A 22,251-nucleotide genomic window follows, 5' to 3' on the forward strand; every position below is an offset into this window, starting at 1 on the left:
TACCCCTTTTAGGACTACTTTGATGCAGCCTTTGACACTCTACCTGAACTGTACTTTGCTTTCTCATTTTTCGATTCTGGCTTTGACAAGCGCTTATCCCCTAGATCAAAAAATTGCTGAATGGTCGAACAAATGGCACTTTCATCAATCTGTGAAAGCAAGTACTCTTCCTCAAAGAAGGAAACAATCTGCTGTCCATAGCGTTTTGTTTGGACACGGTGATCCAAGACAACAACTACAGACTCTTGATGGGAATGACGATTGGTACGACCGATTGCTTGTTTTAACTTGATCATCATCATGGGCAGGCTGTAATCATAGAAGGGATTCTTCCCTTCTTCTCGCAAATGCTGATTGATTTTATGAACAAAACGATCCTTTGGATTATCAAAGGGGAGTCGTGCGATGACTTGGATTAGTTGTTCTTGACTGGCAAAGTCAACTCCTTCCCAGAAAAGACCTGTCCCAAGCAAAATAGGGCAATCTCCACGTTCAAATCGGCGTTTTATTGACATTTCCTGACCGTGCTTGTGTTGAGCTAAATGGGGGACATTGCTCTGATCTAGAATAGTTGACACTTGTAAGAGCAAGGAAATTGAAGTGAACAAGACTAAAATAGGGTAATCCAGCTCTGCTATTTCTATCAAACGCCGAGCTACATAGCGAGCATGCTCTTCCTTTTCCCAAGAGAAAACATCAGGAAGGTTGGTTGGAAATATAATTTGCTGGTTGGTGACAGCTTGTGTCGGTAACAAGTCCATGGTGAACTGGTCAAATCCCAATAAATCAGGTAGATTTACCTTCTTACTAATGGTTAAAGTTGCACTGATATAAAAAGTCTTGGTGACCGGCATATACTTGGCTACGTCCAATAAACTGTCTTTTGAACCACGTAGATAGGCAATCCGCTTGTCTTCAATTGTCTTTTCTTCCAACCAAAAAGTGTCATAGCCATTCAGAAAATGGTCTAATTTATTTAAATCGACATCCTTGAGTTCTGAGAGATTTTGTTGTACTTGAACCAGCTCTTCCTTCTCCACACGTCTATGACCATACTGGCGGAAACGAGTCAGAAGATGATTGAACTCAAATTGACAGGATTCATATAAGCGCTGATCCAGTAGCTGATTTGTCTTATCCTTCTTACTTTGTAGTAATTGCAATACATCTAACAAGTCATAGGAGTCTGTAGCCAAATTTTCTGCTACCAAAAGAAACTTCTGCGCTTCATCTACTACCACTAAACGATTGGCTATTAGAAAGTCTTGATCCTTGAGATGGCTGATGAAATAGGCATGATTGGTGATTAGTAGTCTACTGGAAGCAGCTTGACCTTGTAATCTTTGCCAAAAGTCCCATCCCCAAAAAAGACTATCAACCTCGACATTTCCATCATGGGCAATCTCATCAAAATAACTCTGATAGCGCTGTTTTTGCTTGAGTTCATCTAAATCACCTGTTTTAGTTTCACATAGCCAGATAAGAATATGCATTTTAAACTGGTTGACCAAACGATTTTCATCCCATCTCTGCAAGGTTTTCCAGTAGCTATCCAGCTTGATAAAGTGCTTTGGAGCTTTGAGGGAAGAAATAGAGAGGTTAAATACTTCCTGTAATTTTCGTCCCTCTTTCTCCATAATCTGTTCTTGCAAAATCTTTGTCGGAACAGTTACTAATAGCCGATGATCTGACTTAGCAAGCAGGGGGAGAAGGTAACCATACGTTTTTCCCAGTCCAGCTTGCGCTTGGATAAAGTGTACGTGCCCCTCATCAGCCAGCCTTTTCTCTACCAAGTGAGCAAAAGCGGTTTGATTCTTGCGTTCGTGTAGACCCAAAAGATTCAGATTGGTCAAGAAATCCTCAGAAAAGTGAGAAGCAGTCTTATCCTTGCCTTGTTTTTTTAGGAATAGACCATGAACTACTTCTACATCCTCTCGCACAACTTCTGACAACTGTGGTACCATCTCATCAATAACTAAACGTGTTTCATAGAGAAGATGATCTGCTAGCTGCAAGACTGACTCAATGACCATTTTCGGGAGAGTTTTTATTTTCTCTTGAATTTTTATCAGCAATCGGGCAGTAGCCATGGCATCTGAGATAGCTGTATGAGCTTGTTCTAAACCTAGATCCAAATACTCAGCTAAACTTCCTAGACTATATTTTTCAAATGTTGGGAAAAATAATTGTGCCAGTTCTACTGTATCCACCCTTGGTGTTCGTAAGTCATAGCCTTCAAAAAAAAGTGCCTCTGCCAAAAGATTAGCATCAAACCTGACATTGTGAGCGACAAAAATAGCATCTCCAATCATGTCATGGATGATTCCAGCTACTTGCCCAAAATCGGGTGCCTGACACAGTTGCTGATCTGTGATACCTGTCAGCTCCTTGATATGTTCATCCAAGGGATGGTAAGGATTGACATCAGTCTCATAAGTATCGGTAATTTTCCCGTTTTCAACCATGACAATCCCTATCTGAATAATTTTTGCATCCGTCCCTGTACCTGTTGCTTCTAAGTCCACAACAGCATACCGATTGCATGTTTTAGTCTCTTTCATAGATTTATTATAACATGATTAAAACTTTCTTAGTAATCATACCTCATCATCACTGTTCAAATCTTATCACCCTAACACATTTTTTCTAGGCAAAAGCTTCAAACAAATTACATGAAGGATGACTATTTTTTTGTTACACTAATACAGTCTTAGATTTAGATTAAAATGTGTATTTTATTGAATACCAAGGGAGAACCTATGAACATCCACAAATCCGTCAACCCCGTTGCCTTTCAAAATACCTATTATCTTGAAAACAACACACATATCATTATTATTGATCCAGGAAGCGATTGGAACATGATTCATTCCACTATTGAGAAAATTGGAAAACCAATTTCTGCTATCCTTTTGACTCACACACACTATGATCATATCATGAGCTTGGACATTCTACGTGAAACCTATCATTTTCCACCTGTCTATGTGGCTGAAAGTGAAGCTAGTTGGCTCTACACACCCGAGATGAACCTATCTGGCCTACCGAGACATGATGATATGGACAACGTAGTCTGCCGACCAGCCGAAGAGGTCTTTCAATATGACCACGACTACCAGCTTGACGGTTTTCATTTCAAGGTTGTGCCAACACCGGGGCATTCTATCGGCGGTGTATCTTTCATTTTTCCAGATGACGAATGCGTCATAACTGGAGATGCTCTTTTCCGCGAAACGATCGGTCGAACTGATCTGCCAACTAGCAATTTCGATGACCTGATTGCTGGTATCAAGAAACATATTTTTACTCTACCAAGCCACTACACCGTCCATCCAGGCCACGGTCAACATACTACTATTGCACACGAAAAAAACTTCAATCCATTTTTTAGAGGATAAAACAAAACCTGCCCAGTTTCCACTAGAAACTAGGCAGGTTCTTATTTATTTTCAAAATAGTAGTCTGTTTCCAGCTACCTCTTTGATTGCGCCAGTAGGATAAAATCCTACTTTCGGAAAAAGCTGAGAAGCTTGTGGATTACTTTTTGTATAATCCAGATGAACCTTCCTAAAATTAGACAATAGCTGATTCAGTAGCACTACTATTATTTCAGAGCTAATACCTTGACCAGCAAACATACCATTTACCATAAAAAGACCAATCTAGGCGATAATCAAGCCAAGGACTGCTACCAGCTATCAATTCAATAGGCAACTATCCAATAAATTCTTGCTAGAAAGGCAATCTACTAGGTCTTTCCAAACTCGATTCAGGTGGAAAATGTTACAAATAGAGAGGATTTGGCTGATAAAGAGACAAAACCATTGGCAAATCTTTTTCTACTAGTTTACGAACCTGAAAAAGATTAGAAAAATGATTGCTCTTCATCTTTGTGTTTTTCTTCCAATTGACTGATTGTTTCAAAACGAGTCTCACCACTGCTAGCTAGAGCTTCTGCTTCATAAGCATTGATAATTTGGGCAACGACTGGATGGCGGACTACATCTTTAGCAGTAAAATAAACAAAGTCAATCTGTGAAATGTGACTCAGTTTCTCAGTCGCATCAATCAGGCCTGACTTGACCTTACGTGGGAGATCAATCTGGCTAATATCGCCATTGATAATCATCTTAGAATGAAAACCAAGACGAGTTAGGAACATCTTCATCTGCATGATAGTGGTATTTTGTGCCTCATCCAAGATAACAAATGCATCGTCCAGAGTGCGTCCTCTCATATAGGCAAGTGGAGCTATCTCAATAATCTCCCTCTCCATCAGACGCATCGTCTGCTCCTTACCCAAAATTTGGTAAAGAGCATCGTAGACAGGTCGGAGGTAGGGATCTACTTTCTCCTTTAAATCTCCCGGTAAAAAACCTAGGCTTTCGCCCGCTTCTACCGCAGGGCGCGTCAAAATAATCCGCTTAACTTGACCACGCTTGAGAGCTGTCACCGCAAGAGTAACCGCCAAAAAAGTCTTACCTGTACCCGCAGGACCAATGCCAAAAACAATATCATGGCGTTTAACACTGTCTACATAGAGCTTTTGACCGAGAGTCTTGACACGAATCGGTTTTCCGTAGTTATCTTTGATGATTTCTTCTTCGTAAAGTGCGACAAATTTTTCAATCTCATCATTTTTCACCATCGAAATGGCTGTCACAACGTCTGGGGTACTGATCATCAATCCTCGACTAACCAAGACTAAAAGAGATTGAATAACGAGACGAGTCTGCTCAACATGGTCTTTCTGCCCAACAATTTGAACTTTCTCTGTTCGTGCATGGATGACCACTCCTAGTTCTTGTTCCATCAGACGCAGATGGCGTTCGTTGGTTCCAAACAGACTAAGAAGGTCGTCTGGATGATTCAGTTGAATATCAATCGAATGTTCTTGCAAGATAGACTCCTTTTCCTGTGCTTTTCTCTATTATAGCAAAAATAGCTCAAAACGAGCTATTTTGTCCTATCATATTCATCAATGACCCAAATAATCTTCCCATATCGCATCAAAATCGGACATGGAGAAAGAAAAACTAGCCGACTCTTCCAAAAAGCGACTGATTGCATCAAAATCATTTGACTGCTTTGGAAAATCATATTCCTCAAAAACATAATCTGCTAAAATTGCCACAGGTGCATTACTTTTAGGATTGCGCTGGGTCATCAACCAAGAATAAAAACTTCTTCTCACTCTTCTTACTTTCTAATAGAATTTTCCCTATAAAATTTGACACAAGCATCATTATTTTTCAAATAGTTGCTCGCTTATACCATAACCCATCATTAGTAGCTCTCTGGGGAGACTAGTAAGGAATATTCACTTTCTCCCCTTCTACAGTCTCTCTAGGATTGCAACTGTTGGAGATCATTATCAAAAATGATATGCCTTTTCCATCCCACTCTCCTCTTCTCGCCACCTGAAAGGAGAAACTCATCTACATACTATCGGCATGATTTTCTAGGTCAATTCGGTACCAAATTGATCCTGCTTAACCTTACCAACCTTCATCAAACCACCGAGCGCTTTTTTGAATTGACCTTTGGAAATACCAAAGGTGGCTTTGATGTCTTCCGGAGCAGATTTATCATTCAAGGTCATAAATCCTCCATTGCTTTCCAGATAAGTCAAAATCATCTGAGCATCATTTTCTAACATCTCAAATGAGCGGGGTTTAAGGGAGAGATTGAGAGTGCGATCAACCGCACGATAGCCGATTACCCGAACTTGCAATTCCTGACCCAAACGTGGCTCTGAAAAACGCTCATTCGGATGGATGAAACCCAACATATTATTGTCAGGTAGATAGACAAAGGTTCCATTCATTTTCAAACGATAAACGATGGCTCGCAAGTTTTGATTCTGCATATTATCATAAGCAGGACCAGCAAGCTTCTGGAAATCTTCCTGAAAAGCAGGCAAAGCCCAGAGGCGATCCTTCTTATCAACATCCAACTTAACATACAATTTATCACCCTTTTTGGGCCATAATTCCTTGAGTTCAGGTAATACATCTAAAGAAACAACTACCTGTTTATCTGGCAAGCCTGTGTCTACAAAAACCCCTAGATCTTTACGAACTTCTGTGACGATCCCCCAGCCGAGACTAGTGCGAGTTACCCCTACTTCTCTAGTTGTCAAACGTAGCTTCTGTCGCATATCTGTATAGGCAAAGCCTTTCACAGATTGTCCAAGGGCATGCTCCCCCTCTTCTTTTGACAGCGCAAAAGTCATGCCTTCCTTTTGAACAAAGTAAAATTGATCATTCTCATCAGTCACTAAACCGACGATGTAGTGTGCTAATAAATCATTCATGATTTTCTTCTTTCTGACTAAAAAAGGAGAGTCCGTCTAACTCCCCTCATTAGATTTCATTATTTGAGTCATTCCTAGGGGATAGACAGCACCTAAGATGAAATAGTTTTTTGGGTTTCTAACCAATTAGGAAAAATGGCTAGATTATACCTCCAACAATTCTTTTTCCTTGTCAGCGGTCATTTTATCAATCGTCTTGATGGCATCATCGGTTACTTTTTGGATGTCTTTTTCAAGAGTCTTCAATTCGTCTTCTGTAATTTCTTTAGCTTTTTCAGCTTTTTTCGCCTCATCCATAGCATCACGACGGATATTGCGGATGGCAACTTTTGAGTTCTCACCAACTTTTTTCACATCCTTAGCCAAATTCTTACGTGTTTCCTCTGTAAGAGCAGGGATAACCAAGCGGATCACTGTACCATCAGATTGTGGTGTCAAGCCAAGATCGGAAGCATTCAGAGCACGCTCAATATCTTTTAGGATTGATTTATCAAACGGTGTAATCAGTAAAACCCGTGCTTCAGGCACCGTAATACCTGCTAACTGATTGAGCGGGGTCTGCGCACCGTAGTATTCTACCGAAATACGATCCAACAAGCTGGCATTGGCACGACCAGCACGAATATGGCTAAACTCACGTGCCAAACTCTGATGGGACTGATTCATGCGTTCTTGTGCTTTTGCAATAATTTCTTTAGACATAGGATTTCCTTCTTTTTATTTGATTCAATAAAATGTAGCGTTTATTTCAAAAATTTATTTTTCTTCTGTAGAATTTGATACTGTCGTACCAATTGGTTCACCAAAGACAACACGCTTGATATTGCCAGCTTCATTCATATTGAAAACAACCAAATCAATATCATTGTCCATTGAGAGAGTTGAAGCTGTTGCATCCATGATTTTAAGACCACGGTTGATGACCTCACGATGGGTCAATTCGTTAAACTTGACAGCATTGGCATCTTTTTTAGGATCGGCATTGTAGACACCATCGACACCATTTTTAGCCATCAAGATAGCATCTGCCTCGATTTCTGCTGCACGAAGAGCTGCTGTTGTATCTGTTGAGAAGTATGGCGAACCAATACCTGCACCAAAGATAACAATACGACCTTTTTCAAGGTGACGAAGAGCACGACCTCGAATATAGGGCTCTGCTACAGACTGCATAGCAATTGCTGTCTGCACACGTGTATCCACTCCTAGCTGTTTGAGTGAATCTGCCATCACAAGAGCATTCATGACTGTCCCAAGCATGCCCGTATAGTCTGCCTGAACACGATCCATACCTGCTTCCGCAGCAGGTTCCCCACGCCAGAGGTTACCACCGCCGATAACAAGAGCAATCTGAACACCTGATGCTGCGACTTCCTGAACTTCCTTGGCTATTTTCTGAACAGTTTTGATGTCAATTCCAACCCCACGTTCACCAGCCAAAGCCTCACCAGATAGTTTGATTAGAATACGTTCGTATTTAGGTTTCATCATCTCTCTCCTCTTTTTTATCCCTACTATTCTACCACAAAAATAGTTTTTTTTATACTGAAATCTCCAAGAAAAAAGGAAAATCCTTAGTGAATTTTCCTCTATCTAATTTATACTAAGCGTAATTTTCTCCGCAGCACCTGCGCCCTACCTCCAATTAACCGATCTAATTGACGTGTTTTTAAGGTTAAAATTACGAAGATAAGGAGACCGGCACTTCCTGAAATGGTAAGATGAATAAAACTTGATAGATAGCCATTTGCTGGGAAAAGTAGATTGAGTAAAAACTCGACAAACCAGACAATTATCCCCATTGCCAAAGAGATCAAACTGATCGTCACAACATCCTTAACCACTAATTTTTCATCAATTCCTAAAACCGTATCAATTCGTCTATAGAAAAGATAAAGCATGATTCCCAAACCTAAGATGGTCGAAATAAAGCTACCATAAACTTTAAAGACATAAATCATCGGTACCTGTAAAACAAGCTTAACCAATATTCCGATTAAAAAGTAGTAAATGCCTTTTCTATTTTCAAAAATAGCTTGAATAACGACACTGATAACAGAGTAAAGACCCAGCGGAAGGATAAGAAATAGGTTCCAAATAAATAGTCCAATGGCAATCTCCTCAGATGGACCATAAAAAACAGAATAAAGGGGGCGGGCTAACAAAACTGTTCCCACAATAGCTGGAATGGTAAAAATAAAGAGAAGTTGCAAATTATCAGCAACTAGATTTGAAGCCGATTTGAGATCTTTTTGGACAAATTTTTCTGTAATCAATGGAATAGCAACACTTCCCAGACTTTGTGATATACCGATAATCATCATGGTAATCTTGTTTGGATTGGCTGCCATGTAGGAATACAACTCCAACAGCTCCGAATTCGTGTAGGTTGTGATCTGCTCCATCACTTTGATAAAAGTTACTTGATCAATGAATTGGAGCAACTGAATCGTCAAACTCAGAATGATGATTGGAACAGCATCCCTCACTGTTTCCTTAATCAACTGACCTGTGTTGATAGAAATTTTCTGCTTCTTAGCGTGAATCAACTTACTTAAATAACCTTGTTTCCAAAGGGTGTAGACCAGAATCACAACACTAGCAATCATTCCAACAAAGGCTGCAAAAGTAGACTGAACAACCGCATTGAGGTAGTTCCCATCTCCTAATTTCATGATGGTGAATGTCGCCGCAAGAATCCAGATCACACGCACCAACTGCTCTGCAAGCTGACTGATAGCATAGGGCTTCATGTCATGCCTACCTTGGAAAAAACCACGAAGAATGCTCATGGCAGGAAAGATAAACAAAGGAGGTACCAGACTATACATCACTGGAATCAATTTCTCTTTAGAACCGGAGGCCTCGGCCAGCCAAGGAGAGCTAATATACATGGCTCCTGCAAACACTGCACCAAAGACTAACATGATCTTAAAGAACTCTCTAACTAAGTAAAGAGAAACATTTTCCTTACCCAGAACATTGTATTTAGCCACCTGCTTGGCAATGGCTGTTGGCAATCCAACTGTTGAAATTAAGAGAAAGTTAGCATAGATTTGATAGCCCATACTAAAAAGGGCGTTGGCTTCTGCCCGATACTCCCCTAGCCAAATGTACCAAGGGATAACATAAGCCACCCCCAAAAGGCGACTAAGAATATTTCCAGCGGTTAACCAAGCCAGCCCTTTAGCCATTGTAGCCTGTTCTCTGGACTGCTGTGTTTCAACTTTTTCGGACATGAATACATCACTCTTTCTACAAAATGGTATCATCAGGTAACATTACTTTTACTATAACCCTTTTATTATAAACCTTTCTGTTACCAATGTAAAATATCTAGTAGACATCTCAAAAAGTACTGAGAGAGGATTGGTAGTTTTCTCTTCAAAAGTGCTCAATACCCAAAAAAGCTTCTTGTCCCCATTGTAGGTGACAAAGAGCTTTTGCATATCTGTATCGTGATAGATCCATCACAGCAAGCTATAGCGAGGCTCTATCCTTTCGTTTTTTAAAGGAGTATTCTGAAAAGAACCCCTTATAATGGACAGTATAAAAAGTACTATACTGTTCTTATAAGGCGGTTCTTTTCTCATGGCCAAAAAAGGAAGCAAGTTCACCAACTATCCATCCGAGTTCAAAATACAGGTAGTGGAAGACTACCTCAGCGGAAAGAGCGGAGGGATGCCTTCTATTGTCAAAAAATATGGGTTAAAATCAGACAGCCAGGTTCTAACTTGGACAAGAAAATACCGAGAAGACCCTGTTTTACTCACACAGGATTTACGAGGTAGGAAGTCCACTGGTCCCCCAAAATCAACCAATCTTGATGAAATGACAATAGAGGAACAGAATGCCTTTCTTCGTATGGAGAATGACATTTTAAAAACCTTAAGGACTCTCCTCCATCCGTGAGAAGAGTCCACCTCTATCAAGTAGTTGAGCGGTTGAAAGATCGTTACTCCGTCTCCGCTTTATGTGCCTATTTCGGCTTCCCCAGGTCTTCCTACTACCTTTGGTTGAGCAATGGAAAAACCTGAACACAAGCGGTTTAACCCTGACCTAGCACAGGTCATTACAGCTGTTTTTAATGAGACTCAGAAAGGTTATCGTTTCATTTGTTATCAACTGAGAAGAAAATACGATATTTTCTGTCATCCTAAAACTGTCCTACGCTATATGCGTATTCTGGGTTTGAAGTCGCCAATTCGAAAGAAACACTATCATTCTTGCACACAGCGTGAGATAAATGAAAAGGCAAGACACGTCCACTACAACGTGCTTGCCCGAAACTTTAAAGCAGAACGTCCTCTCCAGAAACTAACAACGGATGTCAGTTATGTTTACCACAAACAGGGAAGGATGTTCCTTAGCGTCATAAAAGATTGTTATGACAACTCTATTCTAGCATATACTCTTTCAGATTATAACGATAATCAGCTCGTTTTTGAAAATTTAGACCTCGTCTTCAATGAAAATTGGGATGCCACACACATTTGTGTCTTGCATTCTGATCAAGGTTTTCAGTACACCAACCAACTTTATCTCAGAAAACTAGATCAGTATGGTGTTACGATTTCCCATTCTGGAAACAGATATGAACTCATCCAACAAATTAAAGAATACATGGACTGGTATAACTATGATAGACCACAAGAAATATTAAAAGGTATGACCCCTATGGAATTCAGGGAGTCATACCTTACTAACTAATATTCTTTTTTACACTGTCTATTTTAGACGGGGCTTGACATTCTAGTCTTCTTTTTTATTCTGCATTTTTGAATAGCCAAACAAACCCAGAATAATCGCTGATAATGCAAGGACCAAAGGAAGGGCAAGATTTTGTTTCTTCTCAGTAGCTTTCTTCACTTCTTGTGCTGATGCTACTTGTTCCTTAGACGTTGCTTTTTTATCTTCAGATTTTTTCTCAACATTTGCTTTTTCACCTTCAGAAGCTTTCGGAGTAACTGGGTTGTTCTGAGTCTGTTCCGTAGTTAGCGATTGAGCTGGTGCTTGATGCGTGGTTGTCGCTGCTCTTTGCGCTCCAGTCTGACCTTGTGACACCGCTGAACGCTGAGAAGTTGACTCCTGGTGTTGAACCGTTGTCACGCCGGATGCAACCTGTGACTGAGGTTGAGCTTCAGATTGACTGTTGGTTTCCACCTGACGAGCCACCTCTTGCTCTTTGTTTTGAGTTTCAGCAGCCTTACGTTTAGCTTCTTGTTCTGCCTTGGCTTTTTCAATAGCGGCTTTCTCTTCGGCCTTACGTTTGGCCTCTTGTTCTGCCTTAGCTTTTTCAACAGCGGCTTTCTCTTCTGCCTTACGTTTAGCGTCCTGTTCTGCCTTAGCTTTTTCAATAGCGGCTTTCTCTTCGGCCTTACGTTTAGCTTCTTGTTCTGCCTTAGCTTTTTCAATAGCGGCTTTCTCTTCGGCCTTACGTTTAGCATCTTGTTCTGCCTTAGCTTTTTCAATAGCGGCTTTCTCTTCAGCCTTACGTTTAGCATCTTGTTCTACCTTAGCTTTTTCAACAGCAGCTTTCTCTTCTGCCTTACGTTTAGCGTCTTGTTCAGTCTTACTTTGTTCTTGAACCTTAGCTTTTTCTGCTTCAACTTGACGTTTAGCTTCAGTCTGACGAGCTGCCGCTTCTTGTTCTGCCCTAGCTTGCTGCTTGGCAATATTTTCCTGTGTTGCCTGCAATCCGCCAGTTAGGTTCACTACTTCAATATTAGAAGCTAGGTGGTCACCAGTTGCTCTGGTACGGATTTCATACTCACCATTGACCAGCCCTTTTAAAATATTACCCGAACTCCAGAACCATACTGTATCACCTTTCCGGCGATATTCCATGTCTTTATTAACTCCAACAATCTGATTAGAGTGAACCTTCACACCTCTTGGATCGTCAGCTTTTTTGATTTCAATACGTTGAAGTGGTGATGCAAAAGCAGTCTCAGTCTCTTTTACTCTGACATATACATTCCTAGGACCAATATTCTCTAACTCTACACGATCCCCAGTGATAGACACCCATTTGATTTGATCCAATTGATCAATCAAGTACTCCATTCCTGGCTTAACATTTGAAAGATAGCCTGTAGTCTCACCTGTTGCAATAAAGGTCGCTTTAGGCATTTCTGCTCTCTTGACATCAATAGGCACTTCCGAATTGATTAACGTGAATTGATATGCTCGCTTATTGATAGCTACCTTAACCTTTGCATCCGTCATCCTTTGTGGTTCATCAAGGAGGAGTTTATACTTAGTACCAGCTAGTTTTTCCACTCTAGCAAGTCTGGCACCTGTTAGTGTAAAGTTAGCTTCATTCAGCTCGACTTCCCGTCCCAATTCTACCTCAATACTTGAGATTTTTTTATTATCCGAATCAACTGCTTTTAGACGAACATCAGATACCAGTATCTGTCTCTCCTTTACATCTTCCGCAAATAATTTTAAGCGGAAACGGTGCAACTGATAGCCACCATAATTAGAAGAGATAGTTTCAAAATGTCCATGCCCAACAATTTCAGCAAGTTTGTTTTCAATATTGTGTCGCGATACCTTATTAGGAGCCATCAATTCTAAGGTCATAAAACCTTTCTCGACAGAACTTGATCCAGTTGATAGTTTCTCAATAGTAGCTTTATGGTACTGTCTCTCTAAAACAGTCTTTGCTTCATCAATGCTTCTAGCTACAATCCCTCTCTCCTCAAAACCATAATACCGGTAACGCTCACCCATATTATCACGTCTAGTTTTAAGGTAGTGACGTTTCGTATTCGATGTTAGATCAAAGTCCTCATCGTGAATCAAAAAATGCTCATTGTTCTCATTAGAGACTCGATAACGACCTCCTCCTCCAAGCGTATAACGCGGATCATCCCAAGTCGCGTCTACATGATACCATTCACCACCAAGATTGATAACATTCCAGAGATGGTTTTCACTACCTGCTCTTGCTCCGATAATTGTCCCGAATTGGGTATGGGTTAGAATCCCCATCTTATCCATCAAGAGCTTGAATGCTTTGGCATACCCTGCACAAACTGTCTTTTTCTCAATAATGGCAGAATAAGCAGTTTGGTCTTTCAGCGCTTCTCTTTCGACGTAATCCACATTATTAACTAGCCAATCATGGGCAGCCTTTGCTTTTTCTACATCTGATAAGCCTTCAAAATTTTTAACAATCTTTTCTGCTTCTCTATGTGCCTCTTCTTCCTGAAGGATACCTCTCGACTCTGCTGAACTTGGCAGCTCTACTACAGCCCGATACAAACGCTGGTTGTGGCGAGCCCACAACTCTGCATGCGATGTTTTATCCTGCTGATTCAAGTTGGTCACGGTACCATCGGTATCCAAACGGAGAAGCTCTTTCGAACCACTCTCATCTTTTATAGACTCACCAGCTTTGTAAACCTCACTTTTAGGGTAATGCGTCCGAACAAACCACTCAACATTTTTTACCGTTTCTTCACTACCTACCTTTTTCAAGGACAATTTAACTGGCCTGCCCTCAATAACAGTAACCTGCCTTTGAGAAAGCTCATATTGCTCATCTTCATAGTAGTTATGGGCAACGGGTTTCAGAATAGTTTCCTTAACGTCTCCTTCAGAAATTTTTGGAACCTCTTCTATAAGGGTTGATTGCGCTTCCGAACTTATTCCATTCTCTGACTTGGAAATACCGATATTATTTACCGCAGATACTGGTACTGCACCAGTAGGTGTAGACTCTGACTCAATTTCTTTAGAAGTCAATTTTGAAGAAATATTGCTAGCTACAGAAGATTCATCATTCGTAGAAAGCTTCGTTCCCGAGTTCGACACATCTATATCTTGTATCGAGATTGTTGAAGAGACCATATCAGTCTCTGCGGCATGAGCGGTTACTGTATTTCCGTTCAAAAAGAAAAAGCCGACTAAAACAGACCCTACACAAACACTCATTTTTCTAATGGCATAGCGTCTTTGTCTATCCGCATTTTGATGATAATTCACGGTTATTCTCCTTTATTATTGATAGGATACACTTATTTTACAAAAATCCTTCATCATTATATATTTTTTGGTTAAAGTTAGCAATTCCAATTGAATTGGGGTGCTCCAAAAACAGATAAAAAACAGACAAGTAATTTTTTAAAGTCTGAGCCATAACTTATCATAATAGAAAATATAAGACAAAGCGGCAATTATAAATAATTCACATATTCTAAAGAACATCAAAACTAGAAGTTTATATAACCTTTCCAAAAGATTACCCACCACTTTTCTCGTTTAAAAATAGATTGAAACTAGAAAAAGACCCTCTGCCAACCAACTATAATTGACAAAGAGCCTCTTCACTTTCTTACTGAACTCGCCATAACTGACTAGACAGGTTCATATTTTTTCGATTATTGAATCAGTGTTTTTATTTTGCATTCTTGAATAGCCAAACAAGCCCAGAATAATCGCTGATGGTACAAGGACTAAAAGAAGGACAAGATTTTGTTTCTTCTCGGCAACTTTCTTAACTTCTTTTGCTGACACTACTTGTTCCTTAGACGCTACCTTTTTGTCTTCATACCTTTTCTCAACAATTACTTTTCAGCTTTGGATACTTTCTGAGTGGCTTCACCACTTGATGTTTCTTGGACTACCTTCATTTCTGCTAGCTTACTATCTGAGAAGAGATAATGACCACCTGCTTAAGTGTTCTTAACTTTAGCTCCTGAACCATTGACATAGTACCGAGTACCCGTAGCAGTATCCTGAATCCACTGATTAGTTGCCATCTTACCATCTGAGAGGAGATAATAATCTCCTACCCAGGTATTCTTGACTTTAGCTCCTGTACCATTGACATAGTACCAAGTACTCTTAGCTGTATCCTGAATCCATTTGTTGACTGCCATCTTACCATCTGAGAGAAGGTAATAATCTCCTACCCAGGTATTCTTGACTTTAGCTCCTGTACCATTGACATAATACCAAGTACCCTTAGCTGTATCCTGAATCCATTTGTTGGCTGCCATCTTACCATCTGAGAGAAGGTAGTATTCTCCTACCCAGGTATTCTTAACTTTAGCTCCTGTACCATTGACATAATACCAAGTACCCTTAGCTGTATCCTGAATCCATTTGTTGGCTGCCATCTTACCATCTGAGAGAAGGTAATAATCTCCTACCCAAGTATTCTTGGCTTTAGCTCCTGTACCATTGACATAATACCAAGTACCCTTAGCTGTATCCTGAATCCATTTGTTGGCTGCCATCTTACCATCTGAGAGAAGATAGTATTCTCCTACCCAGGTATTCTTAACTTTAGCTCCTGTACCATTGACATAATACCAAGTACCCTTAGCTGTATCCTGAATCCATTTGTTGGCTGCCATCTTACCATCTGAGAGAAGGTAGTATTCTCCTACCCAGGTATTCTTGACTTTAGCTCCTGTACCATTGACATAATACCAAGTACCCTTAGCTGTATCCTGAATCCATTTATTGACTGCCATCTTACCATCTGAGAGAAGGTAGTATTCTCCTACCCAGGTATTCTTGGCTTTAGCTCCTGTACCATTGACATAGTACCAAGTACTCTTAGCAGTATCCTGAATCCATTTATTGACTGCCATCTTACCATCTGAGAGAAGGTAATAGTCTCCTACCCAGGTATTCTTGGCTTTAGCTCCTGTACCATTGACATAGTACCAAGTACTCTTAGCAGTATCCTGAATCCATTTATTGACTGCCATCTTACCGTCTGAGAGAAGGTAATAGTCTCCTACCCAGGTATTCTTGACTTTAGCTCCTGCTTCATTGAAATAGTACCATACATTAGTAGTAGTATCTTTGTACCAGCGGGATGTTACCATGCTATTACTAACTAAGACTTTGCCCTCCTTTGCTGCCGTTTTTGCTTTCCTTTCTTGTTCAGCAATATTCCCCGGCGTTGCTTCTATCCCAGCAGTTATAACAAGTTTTTCTGTATTGGTATTGGAAGCTAGCTGATTTCCATTAACCCTTCTACGAACCTCGTATTCACCATTAACTAAATTTGTCAGGATTTTACTAGTAACCTGAATCCAAGTTCTATCACCCTTATCTTTTAGACGATACTCCATGTCTTTGGTAACTCCGACAATCCGATCTGGCAAGGCCTTAACTTCTCTAGGATCTCCAGCCTTTGTAACCTTGACATACTGAATCTGAGATGCGAAAGCATCTGGAGTTTCTTTTACCCGAACATAGATTTCTCCTGGTCCGATATTTGTTAACTTTACTTGACTGTCATTAATAGTTTGCCACGGACCTCTGAGAATGCGGTACTCCATTCCCGGTTTAACATTTGAAAGATAGCCTTCAGTCTGGCCAGTTGCAACAAAGAATGCTTCTGGTTGAGCCGCTCTTTTAACATTGATGGAAATTTCTGGATTAGTTAGTACGAACTGATGTTTCCGCTTATGGATAGCTACTTGAACGGTTGTGGCAACCATCCTTTCTGGCTCATCCAGAAGGAGCCTATATTCCTTATTAGTTCCGTTTACTTTTTCAATTCCTGTCAGTTTAGCTCCTGTTACTGTGATGTTAGCCTTATTCAGTTCAACACCTTGATCTAATTTCACTAAGATATTAGAAATTCTTGGATTTTTGGTCGAGATTTCTGTTTGTAACTGCTCGACCTTAACAGTTGTTTCCACTTTTTGTGGCAATAAGGTCACACCAAAACGATGCAATGTGTAACCACCGTAATATTCTTGGTAAATGCCATACTTAACAACATCATCAAGACGACGTAACTTACTTTGAATTTCATCGGAGGTTATTTTATTAGGAGCCATGATGTCAATAATTGTAGAGGAATCGTTTCTTAGAACAGCTTTATGATATTGTCGCTCCAAAACAGTTTGAACATCCTCAAGATTTCTTGCTAAAACGCCATGCTTTTCAAATCCATAATATCTGTAATGTTCACCCATATCATTCGATTTAATAAAGCCACGTTTTGTTTTTCGAGTTAGTTCAAAATCTTCATCGTGAATCAGCAAGTGCTCGCTCTTACGTGTATACTTAACATCTTTAAAACCTGCATCATCCCAAGTCGCATCGACATGATACCATTTCCCATCCAGTTCAACAACATTCCAGAGGTGTCGTTCACCTCCAGCAGGTCCAACTAGGGTTTGGCTTGGGATATTCATTTTATCAAGCAAGAGTTTTAGTCCATGACCATAACCTGCACAAACCGTTTTCTTCTCAACCAAAGCAGAATAAGCACTCTGGTCTTGTCCAGATCTAGCTACATAATCAACGTTGTCAACCAACCAATCATGTGCAGCCTTGACCTTTTCAACATCTGACATGCCTTCAAAGGCTTTGACAATCTTCTCTGCTTCTCTATGTGCCGCTTCCTCTTGTGTGATATCTTCCATCCCAACTTTACCTGGCAATATTAACTTAGCACGGTAGAGGTGTTGGTTATAATATCCCCACAAATCAACGAATTGCTCATCGTCCTGATTTAGGGACGTGAGGGTCCCGTCTTTGTCCAAACGAAGAAACGTTTTTCCGGTGCTGTTTTTGACTTCTTTACTGTGTTCATAGACCTCATCGCTAGGATAACGGGTTCGAACATACCAAGTAACCTGATCTGTGACATCTTTGCCATCGCTACTCTTTAATGTTAGTCGAATGGATTTGTTTCTTTCAACGGTGGCTTCTCTTTGAGAAAGTTCATATTGCTCATCTTCATAGTAGTTATGAGCAATAGGGTTCAAAATTGTCTTTTTAATTGTCTCATAGTCATTAGAAACCTTATTATCGGAAACTTTGGTACTTTCCTCAACAGATGTTGGCAACGCTTTCTCTTTGGGCACATCCGAATCACTTTTGCTCTCCTCGGTGGAAATGTAAGAGTTCTCTGTAGATGTTGGTAGCGCTTCCTTCAGAAAGTCCTCTTTTCCTCCAGATTCTGTTGAAGTATTTTCAGTTGCAGGACGCTCATCACTCCTAGAAAACGTAGCATCTGCGGTCGAATTGTTGCCCTCTACCGCTAGCATTGTTGAGTCTGCTACACTAGTCTCAGCCGCTTGAACTGTTGCCATATTTCCGGCTAGCAAGAAAAAACCAACTAGAACTGAGCCTACACAAACTCTCATTTTTCTAATGGCATAGCGTCTTTGGCTATCCGCATTTTGACGATAATTCACAATCTTGTTCTCCTTTGATATTCATAAGATATATCTAATTCATAAAAACCCTCAATTATTATATATTTTTTAGCTCAAATTATCAAGCATAACCCTATTTTTTTCTGGTTTTTGTACAGAAAAAATACAGACAAAGCACAGAAAAAAATTATATAAGAAAATTGGTAGTTCAAAGCTAGGAAGATAGACTAAAAACAAGATGACAACCTGCTAACTGTTCTATTACAAGTGAGCATCAAAAAAATATGATACTTTTAACCTACTCCTTCACTTACGGAAATATAAAAACTCTTTGCCAATCAATTACAATTGACAAAGAGTCTTGTACTTAGTTGAAAGAGTCATACACAATTTAGAAGTTCAGCTGATTAAAACCTTCTTATTCTTCCTTATTCCGCAGTTTTGAGTAACCGAATAGACTTAACATTATTCCTAATAATACCAAAACCAAAGGAAGTATGAAATTTTGTTTTTTCTCAGTAGTCTCTCTAACTTCTTTCACCGAAGTTACTTTTTCCTTAGGTGTTATTTTTTTATCTTCCGATTTTTTCTCAAGTTTAACTTCTTCTTGAGCCAATTTCTGCTCCATTTTTTGGACTTGAGATTCTTGTTCTACTTTTTCCGTACTACCTGAACGTTGACCTTCTTGTTCTTGGTAGCGAGGTTGAATTTCAGTTCGACGGTGTTCAGTTGAAGCCTGAAGCGGGACTGAAACTTGAGGTTGAACCTCAGATGGTTGATGAACTTCCACTGGAGATTGAGCGTCTGTAACTTGCTCTTCGGACTTACGAGAGAGTTCTTGAACTTGAGGTTGCACCTCAGATGGTTGATGAACTTCCGCTGGAGATTGAGCGTCTGTAACTTGCTCTTCGGACTTACGAGGGAGTTCTTGAACTTGAGGTTGAACCTCAGATGGTTGAGGGACTTCCGCTGGAGATTGGGCTTCTGTAGATTGCTCTTCGGACTTACGAGGGAGTTCTTGAACTTGAGGTTGAACCTCAGATGGTTGAGGGACTTCCGCTGGAGATTGGGCTTCTGTAGATTGCTCTTCGGATTGGCGTGGGACTTCTTGAGCCTGAGGTTGGATTTCAGTCTGATGGGTTATTTCTTGTTCTTGGCGCTTAGTTTCCGCTAATTTCTCCATCTCTTGGTGTTGAGCATCTTGTTCTACTTTAGTTTTTTCTTCCACTTCCTCATTCTTTTTCGCCTCATCCTGCTGTTGGCCTTCGGACTTTTGCAGCAGAGGAGTTTGCAATGTCTCCTCATTGGTTGTTTCCTCGGCTTTACCACTTTCAACTTCTTCTACTTTTTTCGCTCCGTCTTGTTTTGGGGTTTCTGTTTCTTGAGCTTGTGAGACCTGTGTTTCCTCATTTTCTTCTATTGGTTCGTTTTTAGTTTCATTTTCTTGTCCTTCTTGAACATTTTGACCATCGTCTTGTTTATGTTCTTGCTCTTGTTTAGAACTTTCAGTCTCATTTAGTTGAGGGGACTTTCTCTCTTCTGCCTTTATTGACTGCTGAGCCATGTTCTCTGCATCTTCTTCCAGAGTCACTGTTTCGATATTGGAAGCTAGATATTCACCATTCGCTCTAGTACGGATGTCATATTTTCCAGAAGCTAAACCAGTCAAAATATTACCAGGACTGTGATACCAAGTTTCATCGCCTTGGCGTCGGTATTCCATTTCCTTACTTACCCCGACGATTTTACCTGATAGAGCCTTAGCAGTAACAGGGTCTTTCGTCTTTTTAACAGCGATATGCTGAATGGCTGAACCTAGGGCCTGATCCGTCTCTGGCACTCGAAGATAGATGTCTACTGTACCAATGCCGGTCAGATCGACCCGTTCACCCTCTATAACTGTCCAGTTATTCTGACCAATCCGATACTCCATTCCGGGTTTAACATTTGAAAGGTAGCCTTGGTGTTCACCTGTTGCCGTAAAGACAGCTGTAGGTTTCTTTGCCTGATTGACTTGGATAGGAAGGGTTGGGTTGTCAAATTTAAACTGGTGTTGGCGCTTATGGATAGCTACCGTAACACTTGCATCCGTCAATTTCTTTGGCTGGTCAAGAGTCAGTTTGTAAGTAGTCTCATCCACCTTAGTCGCATTGACCAGTCTAGCTCCTGTCACGGTAAAGTTAGCGGCATTCAGCTCCACAGCCTTATCAAGTGTCACCAAAATACTTGAAACCTTAGCAGAACGATCTGTTTCATCAACCTTGAATTGCTCCACTTTGAAACTAGGCTCACCATCCTTTGTATTCCATTTAGGGAATAATTTCACAGCAAAACGGTGAAGCTTATAGCCACCATAGTTTAAAGTGTGTGTCTTATAAAGTCCATGCCCTAAAATGTCAGCCAGTTTATCACCAATATGGTGCAAGGACATATCAGCAGGGGTCATCACTTCTAACACAGTATTCAGTTCCTTAAAAGGCACTTTTTGATATTGCCTATCTAAAACAGTACCGACCTCTTCAATAGTCTTAGCCAGAATACCTTTTTGCTCAAATCCGTAATATCTGTAACGTTCTCCTGACTTATCTTCTGAAAATGCAAAGTAGTCACGTTTAGCACCCGATGCTAGTTTAAAATCCTGATCATGAATAAGGAAATACTTGTTTTTGTGGTTGTAGCCCCTATCCTGACTGTAGGGTCTTGTAGAGTTTCCGGGATAATCCCAGGTTGCATCAACATGGTACCATTTTCCATCCAATTCGACAATATTCCAAAGATGGAGTTCGCCGCCAGTGATCTTGCCCATTTTGGTATGGTTGGGGATTCCCATCTTATCCAACATCAGTTTGAGGGCGTTGGCATAACCAGCACACACAGTTTGTCTTTCGACAAGAGCTGAGTAGGCGGTTTGGTCTTCCCCCGGTCTGTCAACATAATGAACATTTTCCACCAACCAATCATGAGCAGCCTTAACTTTTTCAACATCTGATAAGTCGGCAAAGTTTTTGATAATATCATCAGCCATCTTGTTAGCCGCTTCGTCTTGACGAATGGCTTCCATCTCTTTTGTACCAGGTAATTTGACGGAAGCGTGGTACAAGTGTTGATTATAGTTAGCCCATAGTTCAACACGTTGCGTTTTTTCTTGATTATTCAAGTTTTTCACGGTTCCATTTGAGTCCAATTGGAGAAGTTGGGAGTTATTTTCACCTTTTACAAACTCACCAGCTTGATAAACCTTCTCCTCAGGGTATCGGGTCTGCACATACCAATTGACTTGCTCTGTGACATCGCTTCCATCGGGATTTTTCAGGGATAATTGAACAGATTCACCAGCTTTGATAGTCACTTCATTTTCTGAAAGTTTAAACTGTTGATCGTCGTAATAGTTAGACGCAGGGATATCAGCAATGATCTGCTTCATTTCCTCCGTTGAGGTAGTTGAAAGTGTTGGACTCTCAACCACAGGATTTGTAATTTCACCTGTAGGGAAGACCTCAGAAGCGTCATTGCTTGAGTCGTCTCCTCTTGTATCTTTTGCAACTAGCAGTGTTGAGTTTTTTGCTCCAACTTCTGCTGCTTGTACAGTTGACGTTTGTCCAGCTAAAAAGAAAAAGCCAATCAACACTGAACCCACACAAAGGCTCATTTTTCTGATGGCATAGCGTCTCTGTTTGTCCGCATTTTGACGATAATTCACAATATTGTTCACCTTTAAATAATTAAATTATATAGGATTCGTAAAAATCCTCACTCATTATATATTTTTGAGCTCAAATTAGCAAGCAT

Annotated in this window: 14 protein-coding genes; 3 read left to right on the forward strand and 11 right to left on the reverse strand. The window is 40.4% G+C overall.

Going from position 1 to position 22,251, the window contains the following annotated elements; translation table 11 throughout:
* Window positions 1–14 precede the first annotated feature (14 nt).
* Window positions 15–2,561, reverse strand: a complete 2,547-nt coding sequence (locus tag SR187_RS06910; protein ID WP_120171959.1) for a bifunctional DnaQ family exonuclease/ATP-dependent helicase — start codon at window positions 2,559–2,561, stop codon at window positions 15–17.
* Between the two features lie 198 nt (window positions 2,562–2,759).
* On the opposite strand from SR187_RS06910, the gene SR187_RS06915 reads away from it, so the two are divergent.
* Window positions 2,760–3,398: an MBL fold metallo-hydrolase gene (locus tag SR187_RS06915; RefSeq protein ID WP_024532583.1), complete on the forward strand. Its 639-nt coding sequence runs from the start codon at window positions 2,760–2,762 to the stop codon at window positions 3,396–3,398.
* A gap of 467 nt (window positions 3,399–3,865) precedes the next feature.
* Here SR187_RS06915 and SR187_RS06925 read toward each other — a convergent pair whose 3' ends face one another.
* From SR187_RS06925 to SR187_RS06950, 6 genes are all read right to left on the reverse strand, one after another.
* Complete coding sequence (locus tag SR187_RS06925; RefSeq protein WP_120171961.1) at window positions 3,866–4,900, reverse strand: PhoH family protein; 1,035 nt, start codon at window positions 4,898–4,900, stop codon at window positions 3,866–3,868.
* Between the two features lie 78 nt (window positions 4,901–4,978).
* On the reverse strand, window positions 4,979–5,194 hold the full coding sequence (locus SR187_RS06930) for a YozE family protein (protein ID WP_120171962.1): 216 nt from the start codon (window positions 5,192–5,194) through the stop codon (window positions 4,979–4,981).
* A 267-nt stretch (window positions 5,195–5,461) separates the two neighbouring features.
* Window positions 5,462–6,316: an RNA-binding virulence regulatory protein CvfB gene (gene cvfB / locus SR187_RS06935; protein ID WP_120171963.1), complete on the reverse strand. Its 855-nt coding sequence runs from the start codon at window positions 6,314–6,316 to the stop codon at window positions 5,462–5,464.
* Window positions 6,317–6,460: 144 nt separating this feature from the next.
* Window positions 6,461–7,018 (reverse strand): ribosome recycling factor, encoded by a 558-nt coding sequence (gene frr / locus SR187_RS06940; protein ID WP_024532996.1) that lies wholly within the window; start codon window positions 7,016–7,018, stop codon window positions 6,461–6,463.
* 54 nt (window positions 7,019–7,072) lie between these two features.
* A complete protein-coding gene (gene pyrH / locus SR187_RS06945) occupies window positions 7,073–7,807 on the reverse strand; it encodes a UMP kinase (RefSeq protein ID WP_029751462.1) in 735 nt (244 codons plus the stop codon).
* A gap of 107 nt (window positions 7,808–7,914) precedes the next feature.
* Entirely contained in the window at window positions 7,915–9,555 is a 1,641-nt protein-coding gene (locus SR187_RS06950; RefSeq protein WP_120171964.1) for a putative polysaccharide biosynthesis protein, read from the reverse strand.
* 352 nt (window positions 9,556–9,907) lie between these two features.
* On the opposite strand from SR187_RS06950, the gene SR187_RS06955 reads away from it, so the two are divergent.
* Entirely contained in the window at window positions 9,908–10,228 is a 321-nt protein-coding gene (locus tag SR187_RS06955) for a transposase (RefSeq protein ID WP_120171965.1), read from the forward strand.
* A 111-nt stretch (window positions 10,229–10,339) separates the two neighbouring features.
* Entirely contained in the window at window positions 10,340–11,026 is a 687-nt protein-coding gene (locus SR187_RS06960; protein ID WP_231996431.1) for a DDE-type integrase/transposase/recombinase, read from the forward strand.
* Window positions 11,027–11,068: 42 nt separating this feature from the next.
* Here SR187_RS06960 and SR187_RS06965 read toward each other — a convergent pair whose 3' ends face one another.
* The 4 genes from SR187_RS06965 to SR187_RS06975 form a co-directional block, all read right to left on the reverse strand.
* Complete coding sequence (locus SR187_RS06965; RefSeq protein ID WP_120171966.1) at window positions 11,069–14,311, reverse strand: transglutaminase domain-containing protein; 3,243 nt, start codon at window positions 14,309–14,311, stop codon at window positions 11,069–11,071.
* A 381-nt stretch (window positions 14,312–14,692) separates the two neighbouring features.
* The gene (locus SR187_RS09905) at window positions 14,693–14,842 is read right to left on the reverse strand and encodes a hypothetical protein (protein ID WP_156009541.1); all 150 of its coding nucleotides are present in this window, start codon (window positions 14,840–14,842) and stop codon (window positions 14,693–14,695) included.
* A 158-nt stretch (window positions 14,843–15,000) separates the two neighbouring features.
* The gene (locus tag SR187_RS06970) at window positions 15,001–18,501 is read right to left on the reverse strand and encodes a transglutaminase domain-containing protein (protein WP_120171967.1); all 3,501 of its coding nucleotides are present in this window, start codon (window positions 18,499–18,501) and stop codon (window positions 15,001–15,003) included.
* Window positions 18,502–18,880: 379 nt separating this feature from the next.
* The gene (locus SR187_RS06975; RefSeq protein ID WP_120171968.1) at window positions 18,881–22,162 is read right to left on the reverse strand and encodes a transglutaminase domain-containing protein; all 3,282 of its coding nucleotides are present in this window, start codon (window positions 22,160–22,162) and stop codon (window positions 18,881–18,883) included.
* Between the last annotated feature and the right edge of the window lie 89 nt (window positions 22,163–22,251).

Source organism: Streptococcus ruminantium, from assembly GCF_003609975.1.
GTDB lineage: Bacteria > Bacillota > Bacilli > Lactobacillales > Streptococcaceae > Streptococcus > Streptococcus ruminantium.

What these genes read in the sequence shown, in the direction of transcription:
- SR187_RS06910 (WP_120171959.1), bottom strand. Translation starts at nt 2,561, where the DNA reads ATGAAAGAGACTAAAACATGCAATCGGTATGCTGTTGTGGACTTAGAA.
- SR187_RS06915 (WP_024532583.1), top strand. Translation starts at nt 2,760, where the DNA reads ATGAACATCCACAAATCCGTCAACCCCGTTGCCTTTCAAAATACCTAT.
- cvfB (WP_120171963.1), bottom strand. Translation starts at nt 6,316, where the DNA reads ATGAATGATTTATTAGCACACTACATCGTCGGTTTAGTGACTGATGAG.
- frr (WP_024532996.1), bottom strand. Translation starts at nt 7,018, where the DNA reads ATGTCTAAAGAAATTATTGCAAAAGCACAAGAACGCATGAATCAGTCC.
- pyrH (WP_029751462.1), bottom strand. Translation starts at nt 7,807, where the DNA reads ATGATGAAACCTAAATACGAACGTATTCTAATCAAACTATCTGGTGAG.
- SR187_RS06950 (WP_120171964.1), bottom strand. Translation starts at nt 9,555, where the DNA reads ATGTCCGAAAAAGTTGAAACACAGCAGTCCAGAGAACAGGCTACAATG.
- SR187_RS06955 (WP_120171965.1), top strand. Translation starts at nt 9,908, where the DNA reads ATGGCCAAAAAAGGAAGCAAGTTCACCAACTATCCATCCGAGTTCAAA.
- SR187_RS06960 (WP_231996431.1), top strand. Translation starts at nt 10,340, where the DNA reads ATGGAAAAACCTGAACACAAGCGGTTTAACCCTGACCTAGCACAGGTC.